Genomic DNA, 16,915 nt, shown 5'->3' on the forward strand with positions numbered 1-16,915 from the left:
GAGGCAGCTTGAACACATTCGATCGATACGCGCCGTTTGTACAGGACTTCATCTACTCGCATAGCTGGGAGAACCTCCGGTCGATCCAAGTCGCCGCAGCAGATGCCATCTTCAACACAGATGAGAACGTGCTGCTCACCGCCTCGACCGCCTCGGGCAAGACCGAAGCCGCCTTCTTCCCCATACTCACCGAGTTTTGGGAGAACCCGCCCGCAACGGTCGGGGTGCTCTACATCGGCCCGCTCAAAGCTCTTATCAACGACCAGTTCTACCGCCTGAACGACCTCTGCGAAGAGGCCGATATCCCCGTCTGGCACTGGCATGGCGATGTTGCCGCTTCGCACAAGGCAAAGCTGCTCAAACACCCGAGCGGCATCCTGCAAATCACGCCCGAGTCGCTCGAGGCCCTCTTGCTCCACAAGCACGCGGCGATTGGGCGGCTTTTTGGAGACCTTCGCTACGTGGTCATCGATGAGGTGCATTCACTGCTGCGCGGCGATCGCGGCGGGCAGGCCCTCTGCCTCATCGAACGCCTCTCGCGCATGGCGGGCGTGAATCCGCGCCGCATCGGACTTTCCGCCACCATCGGTGACCCCGAACGCACGGGGGCATTCCTCTCCAGCGGAACGGGTCGTGGATGTGTCATCCCCCGCTTTGAGGAGACGCGCAAGACGTGGCGTCTATCCATGGAGCATTTCTACATTGGCGGACCGCAGGCGGCGGAGCGTGCCCTAGACGGCGCACGGGCGCAGGAGGCGGACGTAATCGACGACGGTGCGCGGCGCAGCCTTCCCGCGCCCGATGATGTCCGCATCGACGCACCAACCGCAACCGAACTCGCCGCGCGGACCGATTTGGCGCCGCAAGATGCCGACCCGGGTCTTGGATACATCTTCGAGCGGACCCGCGGCAGCAAATGCCTGGTGTTCGTAAACTCGCGAGAGGAGGCGGAGTCCGTCTGCGCCAATCTGCGTGCATATTGCGAGGCCAATCACGAACCCGACCGCTTCCTCATCCACCACGGTAATCTCTCGGCGGCGTATCGTGAATCGGCGGAGGAGCTCATGCGCGACGAAGAGCAGGCGCAGACCACCGTCACCACCGCGACGCTCGAGCTGGGCATCGACATCGGACGCCTCGAGCGCGCGTTCCAAATCGATGCCCCCTTTACCGTCTCGAGCTTCCTGCAGCGCATGGGGCGCACCGGACGCCGCGACCTTCCACCCGAGATGCACTTCGTGATGCGCGAAGAGCAACCCGAACCCCGCTCCATGCTGCCCGAAACCATCCCTTGGAAGCTCTTGCAGGGCATCGCGCTCGTGCAGCTCTACCGCGAGGAGCACTGGGTCGAACCACCCGCGCTTGATCGCCTTCCGTACAGCCTGCTCTACCATCAGGTCATGAGCACGCTCGCCAGCTGCGGGGAACTCACTCCCACCGAGCTCGCCGCACGCGTGTTGACGCTCTCATACTTCCATCGCGTCGATGCCGACGACCTCCGTTGCCTCTTGCGGCATCTTTTGGAAACCGACCATATCGAGGCGACCGAAAACGGCGGCTTGATTGTGGGCCTCGCCGGTGAACGGCTCACCAACTCATTCAAGTTCTACGCGGTGTTCCAGGAAAACGAGGAGTTCACGGTGAGATGCGAGTCGGCGGAACTCGGCACGATTGTGAATCCGCCACCCGCTGGCGAGCGCATCGCCATCGCCGGGCACTGCTGGCTGGTCGAGGAGGTCGACTGGAAGCGTCACCTCGTGTACTGCACGCAGATCAAAGGCCGCGTTCCAGCGTACTTTGGCGATTGCGCGGGCGATATCGACACGTATGTCCTGGAACGCATGAGGCACGTGCTCGCGGAGCGTGACGTCTATCCCTACATCATGGAGAACGCGCGGGCTCGACTGGCACAGGCACGACACGTGGCATCCAACGCGGGCATCACCGGGCGCGCCTCAAGCCCCCTCATCAATCTGGGTGGAGACACCTGGGCGTTGTTCCCCTGGCTCGGAAGTTACGCTTTCCTGGCGCTCGAGCGGCTGCTCAAGATCAAATGCGCGCGAGAGCTGGGGCTCAAGGGGCTCGATCCCTCGCGCCCTTACTTCATGCAGTTCAGGATGAAGGCGGACCCCGAAACGTTTTTCGAAGCGGTCGCCGCCGAGGCGGAAGCAGAATTCGACCCCATTGACCTCGTGTACCCAGGCGAAGTTCCGTATTTCGACAAGTACGACGAATTCCTACCGCAAGAGCTCGTTCGCAAGGGTTTCGCCGAGGGCGTCCTCGACATCGAGGGCATGAAGCAACGCGTGCTCGACTGGCGCGACGCATGGCGAAGCGCGCAGTACGGCTAGTCGCGCAGCACCTCACCGAGGAAGTCGGCAGCAAAGGGAACCGCACCCTCGAAATCGTAAGCGTCGACGTCGCTCGCGATCACCAGGTAGTTATCTTCTCCCGCAAAGGCCTCATCCACGCAGGGCACGACCCAGACGCGTTTGAACACCGCCGAAGCCGTGGCAACGACGTTGCGCAGGAAGTCTATGTTCTCGCCCCCGTGGGTCGATACCACGTTGGCCACGTACAGGCCGCCCTCGTTGAGACACACCTTTGCCTGGCAGAGGGCTTCCACGGTGGCGAGCGACCGAACTGGCTCCGACCCGGCAAAGCAGTCGTTCACGACCACGTCGTACCGCATGCCCGCCGCAAGAGCCTCGCCCATATACGACCGAGCGTCCGCGGTGATGAGACTCAGACGGTCTCCCGCCATGCGCTCAAGTTCGTCCAGGTAAAACCATCGACGAGCAAGCAGGGTCACCGACGCGTCAAGCTCGACGACGTCCATGGCAAGCAAACGATGGGTGGCGAGCGCATGCTTGGGATAAGAGTATCCACCACCTCCGAGCATGAGCACTCGTTCGATGCCATGGCCAACGATGCCGCGCATGGAATCCTCCGCCTCAAACATCGCATCGAAGGCGCGGATATACTCGAACACGGGCTCGAACCTGCGGCGACCGAGATAGGTGGCACTTTGATACACCCCACCCTGCTGCAACACGCGCACGAGCTCTCCCTGGGCGCCGCGCACCATCTTCACGCGCGCCAATCCAGCGTGCGTGCGGGCGACCTGAAGGCATTTCGATCCAACGGCTATCGCCGCCGCGCCAACGGCCACGGCGCCAAACGCCACGCCCGCGGCAATACCGGCGGCCGTGTTTCCCCTCTTTTCCATCAAAGCTTCCTTTGCTGATAAAGCCCGTGGTCCTTAAACCCAAGGCGACGATAATACGTGCGCGTGCCCACGGCGCTGATCACGTTAATGCTTTCGTATCCCGCCTCGCGCGCGATGTCACAGGCGCGCTCGATGAGCCGCCTCCCCAACCCAAGATGCTGGGCTGACGTGCCATCCTCACCAAGCTGCGTAGCGATGCCATACACGTGCACTTCCCGAATCATGGCCTCGCCCGCGCGGACGGGAAGGCCCTCGCTCCCCGCCTCATCCGCGAGACGCTGCACATACGCGGCACTCGGCAAAGACAGGCGCAGGAAGCCGGCGATGCGGTTGTCGGGCAAGATCCACTGCAAAAAGCGTTCGTGCGTGTTGCTCGTCTCGTACCCGACGACATCGAGGACCAGGTCGCCCAGATCGATGTCGTTCGTTCCGATCTCTCGAAATCGAATCTCCTGGACGCCGTCCGAACTGCCCATGTCGCGCAGGCTCCGCTCGACGAGTTGGCGCAAATTGGGCTTCTTGTTGCCCGCCACGATATCGTGCGACGAGAAATCCCTGATCATGCGGGAGATACGGCAGAACGGCGGCGTGACGGCGACATCGCTCGCCAACACGTCGAGCAGTTCCCCCTCGGTGTAGGGGCGCCATAAGCCAAGTTCATAGCGCTCGGTGAGCCGGGAGCCGTCGATGAGGGCACAAGGGTAGAGCTTGATTTCGTCGGGCTGGAACGGTGCGCTCCGCACCAGGCGGTCGTAGTCGGCCTTATCGCGCTCGGGAGTCGACCCCAACAGGTTCGCCATGGCATGCGCGTGGATCTTGAAGCCAAAGATGCGCAGCAACTCAAATGCCCGCCCTATGCGCTCAATCGAGATGCCGCGCTCATTCAAGTCAAGGATCTCCTGGTCAAGCGTCTGGATGCCCATTTGCACCTTGGTGCAACCCAGGCGGCGAATCAGCATGAGGGCTGCGGGCGTGATCGCATCGGGGCGCGTCTCGACTACAAGGCCCACCACACGATGACGTGCGCCCTCGTTTTCGCGTTGCCGCAGCTCGAGCTCATCGAACGTGGCCGTCTGGGCGCGACTGGCCAAACGCCACGGCTCGCTGTTGCCGTACAGCAGCCGAAAAGCGTGGTTGTAGGAGAGGGCCCCTTCGGCGATCTCCTCCTGCGCACCCTGCGCAAATAACGCGAACTGCTCCGCAGTCTGCGGAAACCCCGCGCTGCGGTACCAGCTCCGACGCTCGGCGATGTCGGAAGCCGCTGACTCCTCGTCAAACTCATTGAGCGCGCGGAACAGTTCCGAGATGAACCAGACCTGGTATTCCCGTGGATAATCGCTCCAGGTCCCGCCGAGAACGATCAGCTCAATCTTGTCTGTAGCATGTCCCATCTGCGTCAACGCCGTCAGACGGGAGGTAACCTGCAGATACGGGTCGAACCAGTTTTGCTCGGCGCGTTCGCATGCCGGCTCGTTGTGCAGGTAGCTCTTGGGCATGCGCAGGTCATTGGGGCAAAAGAGGCAGTCGCCACCACAGGGCCATGGCTTGGTGATGACCGTGATCGTTGCGACACCCGAGGCGCTGCGACGAGGCTTCATGCGCAGCACGGCGAGCAAGCGCTCTTCGAGTTCGGGCGTAACGCCCCACGCCTCCCAGCGCTTTTGATCGTTGCGCTTAACACTCTGGTAGAACGGCAAAAGCCGACGCTTGGCAAACATGCGCTTGTCGGCATGCTCCCGACGTGCAGCGGCATGACTCAGCTTGAGTAGCACGCGATCGTCGACCACGCGTCCGGACCGAAGCTCCGCCAGTATGTCCAAGATAATCTGTTCCATGGCGTCCATTGTATATGACGTCCGCGCACCGCCTCCGGCGGACGTGGGAGCTTACAATAGGGAAACCTCACGGTGCATGCGCTCGCCCTAAAGACACGCAGCCACTCGATGCGGCACCGACTCACGGAATCCAGGAGGCCCATGGACACCACGACCGCGCAGGCGCTCATCGCGCTCAACAACCGCTTTTACCGGGATAACGCAGCATCCTTTTCCGCCACGAGGTCGGCACCATGGGAAGGTTGGAAGCGGCTCGGAAGCATATTGCGCGAGCATGGCTGGGTGGGTGCGGCGGCGCCTCAGACGCGCCTCGTGTTCGATATGGCAAGCGGCAACCTGCGGTTTGAGCATTTCCTCTCCACCGCGTTTCCCAGCATCGACTTTGAGTTTCACGCGGTGGACAACTGCGCCGCCCTGGCAGAGCATGGTCAGAACGACCGCATCGCATGCCGCTTCCGCCAATGCGACATCCTGGATACCCTCGTCTCGAGCAACGCGAAAATCCCGGAATGCCCCCTCTGCGACCTGTCGGTCTCCTTTGGCTTCATGCACCATGTGCCCAGCGCATACCTCAGACATCGCGTGTTCGAGGCGCTCATCGAACACGCACGCGTGGGCGGCCTGATCGTCCTGTCGTTTTGGCAGTTCATGAACGACACGCGCCTTGCTGCCAAGGCTCTGAAGGCAGACGAGGCGCTTGCCATGGATATCGACATATCGCAGCTTGAGCCAAATGACCACTTCCTTGGATGGCAATCCGACCCCTCTCCGCTGCGCTACTGTCACCACTTTGACGAATGCGAGATCGACGAGCTTGTAGCATCTGTGGGCACCAAGGTACGGGAGGTCGCGCGCTACTCCTCGGACGGCGCGTCTGGTACCCTCAATCGGTATCTCGTGCTCGAACGCCTTGATTGAGAACTCGAGCACGACGCCCATTCAGACGCATGGCGCGCGCCACTCCAGTGGCAGCCGCGAACATGCAGCCGCCATATCGGACGCCAACGACCGCCATCCGCCGCCGCGCCACATTCCACCGTGCAGCGCGCCGCGATATCCAGGAGACCTTTCCGCCATGCATGCACGTATGCCCAAAAACTTCGTCCTCGACCAGCGCATCGAGCGCGCAGCCAACGCCATCGAGACTGGTGCCGCAGCGTATCGGGGGCGCTGGGCCGAAGCGTGCCATCCGCTCACCGAGCATGGCACCGAGCGCTTTGAGCGGGTGCATCTCGATCTTGGATGCGGAAAAGGAGCCTATATCGCCGCCATGGCCGCCCGTCATCCGGACACGCTCTTTATCGGCATGGACAGCGAACCCGTGTGCGTGGTGCATGCCGCGCAGCTCGTTCTCGATCGTGGGCTCAAAAATGCCCTCGTGATTCCCGGAGACGCCGCCAGGCTCGACCGCATCTTCGCCCTGGGCGAACTCTCGAGCATCTCGATCAACTTTCCCACGCCGCACCCTAAACGACGCAACGCCCGCCTGCGCGTAACGACCGCCGAGCACCTCGATGGATACCGACCGCTGCTTAAAGCCGACGGCATTCTCGCGCTGCGCACCGATAGCCTGCCGTTGTATGAGTTCTCTCTTCCGCAGTTCAAGACCATTGGATGGAATGTAACGTGCGCCACGCACGACGACCGCGCCGCCCATCCCGATCAGCCCATCACCGAGTACGAGCAGCGGCTAACCGAGCAGGGTGCGACCGTCCACGCTGTATATGCACGGCCCGCAGCGCAACCCGCCACACAGGAACAACTCCAGGCTGCACTCGAACTTCCGCAGAGCCTCATCGACTATCTGCCCGAAGACCTATTCGCCGGAGAATATATCCCCTACGGCATGAGCTACGCGATTGACAACCTGCGCAACCGACGTCACCATCTCGCCGCGCGTAAAGATGCATATTCTGACCGCATTTAAGTTGCTATTTGCATAGGCTTTTCTCACCACGCCCCACGTGTCCATGTGGATTTACGAAAGTGGTCAAAATACCCAAATGTTGCGCAGGCCCGATCATCGTTTGTCTAACTCACATCGTGCCAACACCTTTCTCATCCCCGTCGTGCATCGGGACAATTGAGCCAGCGCGCCACAAGCGTCTTGAAACCCTGTGATCACAACAGGAGGAGGGGGCCGCGCGTGCGCGGCCCCCTCCCGCAATCCCATCGCATCCCGCAACCCGATCTTTACGTCATAATGAAGGAAAAATGCCTTATAGAACGGACCTGCCCATGCCAGACGCATCCAAGCAGCTTGAATCTCAAAACGCCTTCGACCCCTTCGCCCACGGGTCGCTTGGTTCGCTTGCCCCAAGCTGGTGGGAGCCCGAGGCTGCGGACACCAGCGGCAACACAACCGATGAGTACGCTGACGGGCAAGGTCCCTTCGACAGCGACGACGCCCCTGTCGCACGGACCTGTTCTCCCGGATCCGAACTCGAACCTTGGCTCACGTCAGAAAAAGCCTACGAACGCTTCATCGACTGGGTTGCCGCACGTGGCATCGACCTCTGGCCGCATCAGGAGGACGCGCTGTTCGCCCTGGCTGCAGGTAGCAACGTCATCCTCGGCACGCCTACCGGTTCCGGCAAATCGCTCGTCGCGCTCGGTATGATGTTCATGGCAATGGCGAGCGGTCAGCGTGCATACTACACCGCCCCCATCAAGGCCCTCGTCAGCGAGAAGTTCTTCTACCTGGTCGATATCCTGGGCCGCGACAACGTCGGCATGATCACCGGCGATTCGCATATCAACACCGGTGCCCCCATCATCTGCTGCACTGCCGAGATCCTTGCCAACCAGGCGCTGCGCGAGGGAGAGGACACCGACGTCGGTTGCGTCGCCATGGACGAGTTCCATTTCTTCTCCGACCCCGACCGCGGCTGGGCCTGGCAGGTTCCCCTGCTCACGCTGCCCCACGCGCAATTCCTGCTCATGAGTGCGACCCTGGGCGACATGACCGCCATCGGCCAGACCCTTAACCGCACAACAGGCCGCGACCTCGAGCTCATCGCCGACGCCCCGCGACCCATCCCGCTTTCTTACGAGTACGTCAAAACCGCGCTCGAGGGCACTGTGGAGCTGGCACTTCGCCAAGGGGACTCCCCGCTCTACATCGTGCACTTCTCGCAAGACGCCGCCCTGCAGTCTGCCCGCTCGCTCGCCAGCTACGGCGTCGCCAGTAAAGAGCAGCGCGAGGCCATCAAGGAGGCGATCAAGGGCGGGCGCTTCACCACGGCGTTCGGCAAGACCTTGAAGCACCTCATCTCCAGTGGCGTCGGGCTCCATCACGCCGGCATGCTGCCGCGCTACCGCCTGCTCGTCGAAAAGCTTGCGCAGCAGGGCCTTCTGCCCGTCATCTGCGGCACCGACACCCTGGGTGTGGGCATCAACGTGCCCATCCACACCGTCCTGCTCACCGGCCTCACCAAATTCGACGGTCGCAAGCAGCGCCGCCTGCGCTCACGCGAATTCCACCAAATCGCCGGGCGCGCGGGGCGGTCGGGCTTTGACACCGAGGGCGTCGTCATCGCCGAGGCACCCGAGTTCGAGATCGAGAACCACAAAGCCGAGCTCAAGGCCATGGGCGACCCCAAGAAGATGAAGAGGCTCAAGAAGAAGAAGCCGCCGGAGGGCTTTGTCACCTGGAACGAGGCGACCTTCACGCGCCTCATCGAAAGTGAACCGGAGATGCTCAAGCCGAGGCTGCGCATCACGCACTCCATGGTGCTCGCCGAGGTCGAGCAGGGCGGTGACGCCTGGGCCCGCGTCCTCGAGCTGATCGAGGCATCCCTGCAGACCCCGGAGGAGAAGGCGAAGCTCAAGCTCCGGGCTGCCGAGATCTTTGCCACGCTCATCGATGCGGGCGTTGTGGTGCGCGAAGCCTGCGGAACCGAGGCAGACGCCGATAACGGCATCGGGAGCGACAAGACGGTCTCGCTCACCGAGGCCCCAAAGAACATAGATGCACTCAGGGCACTCGACGCCACGGCCAATGAGGATGACGGCGCGGACGACAACGACGGTCGACCGCTCGGCGATACGAACGCCGCAACTGGTCACCCCCTCGACGGGCCGGCAGCTTATTACCTCACGGTCGACCTGCCCGAGGACTTCGCCCTCGACCAGCCGCTCTCCCCGTTTTTGCTCGCCGCGCTCGAACTGCTCGATCCCGAGAGCCCCACGTACACGCTCGACCTCATCTCGATGGTCGAGGCGACCCTCGAGGACCCCAAGCAAATCTTGCGCGCGCAGGAGCGACGTGCCCGCGACGCTGCCATGAGCGCCATGAAGGCCGAGGGCGTGGACTTCGAAGAGCGCCTGGACCGCCTCGAGGACGTCAGCTACCCCAAGCCGCTCGAGGACATGCTCGAGGTCGCGTTCGCGAAGTACTGCGCGCAGGTGCCCTGGGCGAACGACTACGAGCTCAGCCCCAAGTCCGTGCTGCGCGACATGCTCGAAACGGGCTGCGACTTCAAGAGCTACATCGCCCAGTACAAGATCGCTCGCTGCGAGGGCATTCTTCTACGCTACCTCACCGAGGCCTACCGCTCGCTCGACCGCACCGTGCCGGTCGAGCGCGGGACGGAAGAGCTCGACGATATCGTCTCGTGGCTGGGCCTCGTCGTGCGTTCGGTCGACTCCAGCCTGGTGGACGAATGGGAGAACGCCGGAGCGGCGCCCGGAGCGGTACCGCTCAAGCGAACCGACGAGGTGGTGGCCGACCGCCGCGGCATGACGCTCATGGTCCGCAACGCTTTGTTCCAGCGCGTGCGCCTCGCCGCTCTCGACAAGGCCGCCGAACTCGGAGCCCTCGACGAGGACTGGGGCTTCGGCGAGTTCCGCTGGGGCCGCGTGCTCGATGCGTTCTACGGGGCCCACGAGGACCTGCTCACCGATGCCGATGCGCGATCGGCCGCGTTCCTCGAGATCGATGATTCTGACGAACTCAGCGAGCACGTCTGGCATGTGCACCAGATCTTCCACGACTCGGACGGCGACCACGACTTCGGCATCATGGCCGACGTCGATCTGGACGCCACGCAGGACGGCGATGGCATCGTTTTCAAGAATTACCGCGCAGGGTCCTTCGAAGACCTCGCCGACTGACCCGAGTAGGACGGCATACGATTGGCCGTGCACCGGACGGCACGCGTCAGCCCGGCGGCGACGGGACCCGAGCGCGGGGGGCACGGCTGCCTCCCGTCCCCGCCGGGAGGTTCACACTGTGTTAAGAAAGGTTTAACCCCTCCTTTAGCACTGTGACCGTTCCGTCACGGTAGCGTCATCATCGAGTTAGAAGTGCAGGTCACCATGGGTGTTGTACACATACCGACCATGGAGGACCGCCATGCACACCCAAAGACGCCAGCCCGCATACCGCCCCACGCGTGTCTTCGACGGACCCATCGACAGCGGGCGCTTCAGACGCGGGAACGGGCAGGGCCCGACGGCGGGCGCGGAACAGACGGCAGGCGCAAGGCGCAAGGCGAGCGGCGGGTGCTTCAGGCCCGATAGCGGATTTGATTCCGGTGACGGGCGACGCGAACGCAAGAGGCAACGAGGGCGCGGTCGGGGCAAGCTCATCCTCGTGGCAGCCCTTGCGCTCGCCGCCCTATTCGTCGCGCAGTCGCTCATCAGAGGACGCATAGAAACGCTCACGAGTCCCGTCGCCGGCAAGGGCGAACCGGCGAGCTCCACGCCCGTGGGGGGATGGCGGCAGGGCGAAGTTCCATACCTGTACCAAACCGATCCTCAATGGTCCGAGGAGCCCTACGCCGGTGGAAACATGCGCGAAAATGGCTGCGGGCCCACGTGCCTGTCCATGGCATACGTCGCGCTAACGGGAAACACGAATCTCGATCCCACCGCGATGGCTCGCCTCAGTGAGGAACAGGGCCACACCGTTGACGGCATGACCGCATGGACCCTCATGAGCGACGGAGCGGCTTCAATCGGCCTGAACTCCCGGGAAATCTCAGCATCCGCCGATGCCGTCCGCGCCGAGTTAGAGGCGGGCCACCCCGTCATCTGCAGCGTACGGCCCGGCGACTTCACGACCACGGGGCATTTCATCGTACTCGCGGGCCTCGCCGAGAACGGACAGGTTACGGTGCGAGACCCCAACAGCGAGCAGAACAGCACGCACCCCTGGGACCTCGAGCGCATTCTCGCGCAATGCGCCAACCTGTGGGCTTTCAGCCTCTAGACAGACGAGGCGGGACGCATCTGCCCACGGCCGCAGAGCGGACGCACCGGCCCCGCCGCCGAACGCGCGACACTTTGGACACGGTGCGATTTCAGCTCCACAGCCACGTCGTTGTGAGTTTACGATCACTCAACCAGAACCATGATGAGCGCACCCCCAAAGAGGATGGCGACGATCACGATGAGGCCGTAGACGGTTTCGCGCAAAACGCCCCATCGCGCCAAGGCGGGACACCTCTCGCGGATCCTGCGGCGATCGAGCATCAGGTAGGACCCGATGATCAATATGGGATCGATGCAGACGATGTTCTGAACGAACAGGAGCCCCACAGACTTCCCCGCATCCTGCGGCAAAGGGTTGAAGATCGTGTCGACGCTCATCCACAGCATCGCGACGAGCATCAGCAGGACCCAGACGTTCCAGGCCCGCCCCATCCACGTGGGAACACGGACCGATTGCCTCCGGCTATTTGCAGACTCTCGCAAGACCCTCGTGGACTCTCGCAAGGCGGGAGCTGCGCCGGCCCCTCGCTTTGACACGCCGGCGGGCACACGCCCGGCCGCGGCGGTGACCGCTGCGCCGAAATCCGCAACCGAGCCATACCGGGCAGCGGGATCGAACGCGCACGCAGTTCCTATGGCCTGCGCCCATGCGCCTCCGATGCCCCTTTGGGTGCATTCCTCGGCCCCGCAGATATTCGGGGGCTGCTCACCCGTCAGACAGAAATAGAGGATCTTGCCGAGCGCGTAGACATCGGTGCGTTCGTCGGTCTGCCCGAACCCGAACTGCTCGGGCGGGGCGTAGCATCGCGTGAGGAAATGCGTGGTGTCGGTCGACGCATCGGGATTCCACGTGCGCGCACTCCCGAAGTCGATGATGACCGCCTCGCCGCCACGCATAATCACATTCGTCGGCTTGAGGTCTCGATGGATGATCGGGCGGTCGAACGCCGTGTGCAGTTCCGTCACCGACCGGCACAAAGCGGGCAGCACCGAGGTGGCGAGCACCTCGCCCGCGCCGAGAGCCCGCTCCAGCTCTTCGACCGTACAGCCGTCGACGTGCTCCATCACGACGGTCATCGTGCCGCCGTTGCGCGAGCACTCAATCAGCCTTGGGACGCAGGCAAGGCTCATTCCCTGCTCCTGGGCGCGCCACAGCTCCTCATACGCCCCGCCGACGCCTGAAGAGGCGTCGATGGTCTTGCGGATGTACCTGCCGGCCCTGCCAGCACCCGGGCACCCGCGGACCAACTCGGTCGTCTCAAAGTCGGACTGCTTGATCACCCGCTCGACATGCCACGTCGTGGCCTCGGACGCGCGGGACAGGAACACCTCGAGCTCGTGGCGGAACGCGCCGTCCCCCCGGTTCGAGGCATTGAATGTGGATATGTCTTCGGAATTCCCCATGACCTGCATCATACCAGCGCACGGAGACATTTAGCAGACGGTCTCCTCGCCCAGGCGATACAGTTCCTCGTTCACCTTCTGGAGGCTGCACCCCTGGCCGATGCAAAAGATGATGATTGCATCGCGGCGGCATTTGGGGTTGAGGGAGCTCGTCCCGGCGGCTCTGAGCGCCCGGTTCGTCTCGCGCAGGGTGAGTGCCATGGCGAAGGCAATCTGCAGGACCTTGTCGCGCGAGGGATTGCGGGCGCCCGTGAAGATCTGGTAGCCGAACGTCTCGTTGAGGTCTGCCATGCGCACCACGCGCGAGCGCTTGAGGTGCTTTTTCTCGAGCATGCGCCCCAAGAATCCCACCAGCGTCTCAGCAGGGAATTCGCGCCCGTCGACGAACGCGTCGAGGCTCGGAGCATCCAACAGCTCCTGCAGCACTTCTTCAGTTAACCGCTCCGTCATGACCGGCCTCCACTTTCTCCATTCCCATTGTAATCACGTTCTACGCAAAGGGGCGCATGCCCGATGCGCCCCTTTGGCCCAAATCACCGCCACGTTCCGATCGATGCGATTATGCCGGGACTTTCGCCAAGCACCTCACATGTGCCGAGATTCCCCACGCCCGCGCGAAATCTCAGCGGCACCCCGTTCAAACCGCTTAGGCTATCGCCCAAGTCGCAGCGGGCTTGTCGGCAAATGGCGAAGAATAATACAGGATGCTCGAGACATCGCCCTCGAAGTACACATAGCCGCTCACCGTGCCTCCCGCCGACAGGTCACCAAAGGAAAGCTCTTCGGTCGCCTCGGAATAATACGTATTATCGCCCTGGACGCCGTTCGCGCTCTCCCCCTTCCAGTCGTACGAGTTGAACGATAGCTTTTCATCGCTGTTGTTCGTGTAGGTGACGCGCACACCGGTCATGGCGGTGCCATCGTAATTGGTGAGGCCCGGCGTGACCTCGTCCACCGAAACCGTCATGCCGTTGGACAGCTCGACCGAAGCTCCCACGGCGAGCTTCTCATCAGCAGACGACGTAGGCTCATCATCGCTGGAATCATCGTCCTCAGAGGCATCGTCCTTTGAAGACTGCACGGCCTTCGGGCCGTTCACGGCGTCGTCGATTGCAGCGCTATACATGCTCTGGCTACCCAAAACAGCTGCAACGGAAACGATGTTCACCACAATCGCGGCGATGGCGAGGCCCTTGCCCGCGCGCTTTCCACGCAGGCAAGACACAAGCCCGGCAATGGCGAGCACGGCGCCGACGAGCGCCATGAAGAACGACACGTTGTTGATGATCGGCAGCAAGGACGTGAGGAGCGCGATGATTCCGAGCACCAACCCGGCAATGGCGGTCCCGGAACGCGGCTGTTTTACCTGATTATTTTCCACGTTTTCCCTCCCATGACAGCGACCCATCCCTCAAGTCGCCTCGACACCCCCCATTATTTGCACCTCTGCCGGGGATTTCATTAGCTGCGAGCTAAGGCCTCGACATGCGGAGCGAGCGGAAACGCGTTACCATGGGTGTCGGTTTATCTTCACCGCGCGTCAATGGACGCGCCCGGAAAGGTGGTTTTGCACATGAAGCTCGCAGTTCCCTCCGTTGGCAAAGGCGGCCTTGACGCCCAGCGTTCCGCGCATTTTGGCCACGCCGACTGCTTCACCATCCTGAACATCGAGGACGGCAAGGTCTCCGTCGAGGGCACCATCGCCAATCCCCCTCACGAGGAGGGCGGCTGCATGCGGCCCGTGCGTATCCTCGCCGAAGTCGGCATCGACGCCATCGTGGCCGTAGGCATGGGCATGCGCCCCATGCAAGGCTTTGCCGCCGCGGGCATCACCGTCCTGCACGATGCTGAGTCCGCGACCGTGGGAGCCGCCGCCGAGCGCATCGCCACTGGGCAGCTCGACGCCATGGGCCCGGAGCACGCCTGTCACCACTAGAAGACCGAGGGTAATTCCGCCCACAGTCGTTCAGGCCTCGTGCCGATCGCACAAACAGCGATTCAATCGGGGACGGGCGCAGCGATCCGCGATACCCGCCCCGATTCCTTTATCGATGGGAGTTACCATGGCGAGCAACAAGCGCTCAGCGCGCGCCAAGCAACGAGCGGCATTCGAGGCCGGCCTTGGGGACGGCTTGAGCGCTGGCGGTATGGACGACCTCTTTGCTCGCGAACATGCACGCGAAGAACGAATCGACGCTGAACATGCCGCGGCCCTCCGCCACAAGGCTTGCGAGTCGAAGAACCGCTACGCAAGCCGCCCCGAGGCAGAAGCGGCCCTGATTTCCTGCGAGGAACACGGGAGACGTGGGCTCTCGATCTACCGCTGCCCATATTGCAACGGCTGGCACCTCACAAGCCACGCGCGGAACTGACGGATTACCCCGCGTTGCCTGCATGGTAGACGGCGTGCTACACTCCAAATCGCCCGCCCGATGGATTCGGGCTCCATGCGAGGGCACCTCCGCGAAGAGACAAGGCGACCATGCGCTTTTAGACATCCCCATCAACTGACCCGTTGACCTCCGACAGAACAAGGAGGGGATGTCTTCATGCAGCTCGCACTCTCGCGCGTGACCTACACGTACCCAGCGGCGCAAGACCCCATTTTGAATAACGTGACCATTGCCTTTCCGCAGGGCTGGACCGGCCTTTTGGGCGACAACGGCTGTGGGAAGTCCACGCTCGCCAAAATCGCCTGCGGCTTGATCGCGCCCGACGCCGGCACGGTATCGAACGGGCTGTTCGCCGTCTATTGTCCGCAAGAAGCCGACGAGGCGCCTCATGCGCTCGCGGACTTCGCACTCGACTTTGGCCGTGAGGCACGCGGCCTTCGCACGCAGCTGAATCTCACCGACGACATGCCATGGCGCTGGGACGAGCTCAGCTTCGGCGAGCGCAAGAAACTGCAGATCGCCTGCTCCCTCTGGCAACGCCCCGATGTGCTCGTTGTGGATGAACCGACCAATCACCTCGATCGCGAGGCCCGTGCCCAACTGACAGGACTGCTGGCCAGCTTCACCGGCGTCGGCATCCTCGTGAGCCACGATCGCGACCTGCTAGATGCGCTCGCATCGCGCTGCGCGTCGTTCGAGGCAAGTGGGCCCCGCGGGGAGACTCACATCGTCATCCGCCCCGGCGGATACTCGCAAGCAAGCAGCCAGGCGAAACGCGAGCGAATGACCGCGATTGACGAACGAAAGAGGGCGAAGGATCATCTCGCGCGACTCGCCGCTGAGCGCGAGCAGCGCTCCCAAGAGGCTGCGCGGGCGGATGCCAGGCGCTCGAAACGAGGGCTCGACCCCAAGGACAAAAGCGCACGCGCCAAGATCGACCTCGCAATCGTCTCGGGCCAGGACGGGGCCCGAGGCAAGCTGCTGCGACAGATGGACGGGCGCATGGCCGCGGCGCAAGACAGGGCTGCCGCGACGTTCGTACCCAAGCGCTACGATGGCAGCCTGTTTCTGAACGCCAAACCCAGCCCCCGCAAAACCGTGCTCCGCATTCCTGCGGGCCGTATCCCGTGCGGCGAGAGCGAACTCGATCTGCCGGAGCTCTTTGTGGGAAATACGGAGCGCATCGGCATCATTGGGCCAAATGGTGCCGGAAAGACCACCCTGCTCGATCATCTTCGCGCGCTCTTGCATCTGCAGGCAGAACACCGAGATACGCACGCCCTCACAATCCTCGACATACCCCAAGAGCCGAGTCGGGAGCAACGGTCGCAGATACTCGAAGAGGTCCGCTCCCTCTCCCCTACCGACCGCGGACATGTATTCAGCTGCGTGGCGCAGCTGAACTCAGAACCCGACCGCATCATGGAAGGCGCTGCAACCAGCCCCGGTGAGCTGCGAAAACTGATGATTGCCCGCGGCCTGCTGGACGCGCCCGCGCTCATCATCATGGACGAGCCCACCAACCACCTCGACCTGCACTCGGTCGAGGCGCTCGAACGGGCACTCGCGCAGTTCGGCGGCGCGCTGCTGTTGGTAAGCCACGACCGCGCGTTCCTGCGTGCCTGCACAAACATCACCTGGGAAATCGAAGCGGGCGCGCTGAAGGTGACGCAGCACTGAGCGTTTTGTTGCAGTAAACGGGCGACAGATCGAGTACCAAAAAGATTCTCAAGAAGAAAACCGCAGGTAACAACTTCGTGGATCCCCGCGTCTACTTGGCAGCCCCTTGGTCCACTGCAACAAAACAAGAAAGGCCGACCCTAGTGGGCCGGCCTTTC

General features: G+C 62.8%; 13 protein-coding genes. 8 read left to right on the forward strand and 5 right to left on the reverse strand.

Features of this window, described 5'->3' with window-relative positions; genetic code table 11:
• Window positions 1-8 precede the first annotated feature (8 nt).
• The gene (locus Q5Q88_RS00275) at window positions 9-2,351 is read left to right on the forward strand and encodes a DEAD/DEAH box helicase (RefSeq protein WP_302741058.1); all 2,343 of its coding nucleotides are present in this window, start codon (window positions 9-11) and stop codon (window positions 2,349-2,351) included.
• Here Q5Q88_RS00275 and Q5Q88_RS00280 read toward each other — a convergent pair.
• Together Q5Q88_RS00280 and Q5Q88_RS00285 are read right to left on the reverse strand one after the other, a co-directional pair.
• Entirely contained in the window at window positions 2,348-3,229 is an 882-nt protein-coding gene (locus tag Q5Q88_RS00280; protein ID WP_294123856.1) for a spermidine synthase, read from the reverse strand. The two genes, Q5Q88_RS00275 and Q5Q88_RS00280, sit on opposite strands and share 4 nt — an antisense overlap.
• Window positions 3,229-5,064: an elongator complex protein 3 gene (locus Q5Q88_RS00285; RefSeq protein WP_302741061.1), complete on the reverse strand. Its 1,836-nt coding sequence runs from the start codon at window positions 5,062-5,064 to the stop codon at window positions 3,229-3,231. Before Q5Q88_RS00285 ends, Q5Q88_RS00280 begins: the two co-directional genes overlap by 1 nt.
• A 141-nt stretch (window positions 5,065-5,205) precedes the next feature.
• On the opposite strand from Q5Q88_RS00285, the gene Q5Q88_RS00290 reads away from it, so the two are divergent.
• From Q5Q88_RS00290 to Q5Q88_RS00305, 4 genes are all read left to right on the forward strand, one after another.
• The gene (locus tag Q5Q88_RS00290) at window positions 5,206-5,982 is read left to right on the forward strand and encodes a hypothetical protein (protein ID WP_302741063.1); all 777 of its coding nucleotides are present in this window, start codon (window positions 5,206-5,208) and stop codon (window positions 5,980-5,982) included.
• A gap of 157 nt (window positions 5,983-6,139) precedes the next feature.
• Window positions 6,140-6,991, forward strand: a complete 852-nt coding sequence (gene trmB, locus Q5Q88_RS00295; RefSeq protein WP_302741065.1) for a tRNA (guanosine(46)-N7)-methyltransferase TrmB — start codon at window positions 6,140-6,142, stop codon at window positions 6,989-6,991.
• A gap of 311 nt (window positions 6,992-7,302) precedes the next feature.
• Window positions 7,303-10,179: an RNA helicase gene (locus Q5Q88_RS00300; protein WP_302741067.1), complete on the forward strand. Its 2,877-nt coding sequence runs from the start codon at window positions 7,303-7,305 to the stop codon at window positions 10,177-10,179.
• Between the two features lie 241 nt (window positions 10,180-10,420).
• A complete protein-coding gene (locus Q5Q88_RS00305; protein ID WP_118654281.1) occupies window positions 10,421-11,278 on the forward strand; it encodes a C39 family peptidase in 858 nt (285 codons plus the stop codon).
• Between the two features lie 125 nt (window positions 11,279-11,403).
• Here Q5Q88_RS00305 and Q5Q88_RS00310 read toward each other — a convergent pair whose 3' ends face one another.
• From Q5Q88_RS00310 to Q5Q88_RS00320, 3 genes are all read right to left on the reverse strand, one after another.
• A complete protein-coding gene (locus Q5Q88_RS00310; protein ID WP_294123207.1) occupies window positions 11,404-12,714 on the reverse strand; it encodes a protein kinase in 1,311 nt (436 codons plus the stop codon).
• Window positions 12,715-13,134 (reverse strand): XRE family transcriptional regulator, encoded by a 420-nt coding sequence (locus tag Q5Q88_RS00315; RefSeq protein WP_294123209.1) that lies wholly within the window; start codon window positions 13,132-13,134, stop codon window positions 12,715-12,717.
• A gap of 196 nt (window positions 13,135-13,330) precedes the next feature.
• Window positions 13,331-14,065 carry a DUF4190 domain-containing protein gene (locus tag Q5Q88_RS00320; protein ID WP_302741073.1) on the reverse strand — a complete coding sequence of 245 codons (735 nt, stop codon included), beginning with the start codon at window positions 14,063-14,065 and terminating at the stop codon, window positions 13,331-13,333.
• Window positions 14,066-14,257: 192 nt separating this feature from the next.
• Here Q5Q88_RS00320 and Q5Q88_RS00325 point away from each other — a divergent pair, with 192 nt between their 5' ends.
• From Q5Q88_RS00325 to Q5Q88_RS00335, 3 genes are all read left to right on the forward strand, one after another.
• A complete protein-coding gene (locus Q5Q88_RS00325; RefSeq protein ID WP_302741075.1) occupies window positions 14,258-14,620 on the forward strand; it encodes a NifB/NifX family molybdenum-iron cluster-binding protein in 363 nt (120 codons plus the stop codon).
• Window positions 14,621-14,747: 127 nt separating this feature from the next.
• On the forward strand, window positions 14,748-15,056 hold the full coding sequence (locus tag Q5Q88_RS00330; protein ID WP_302741077.1) for a hypothetical protein: 309 nt from the start codon (window positions 14,748-14,750) through the stop codon (window positions 15,054-15,056).
• 177 nt (window positions 15,057-15,233) lie between these two features.
• Entirely contained in the window at window positions 15,234-16,757 is a 1,524-nt protein-coding gene (locus tag Q5Q88_RS00335) for an ATP-binding cassette domain-containing protein (protein ID WP_302741079.1), read from the forward strand.
• The last annotated feature ends 158 nt before the right edge of the window (window positions 16,758-16,915 follow it).

Origin of the sequence: uncultured Collinsella sp. (genome assembly GCF_959026545.1) — a bacterium.
Taxonomy (GTDB): Bacteria; Actinomycetota; Coriobacteriia; order Coriobacteriales; family Coriobacteriaceae; genus Collinsella.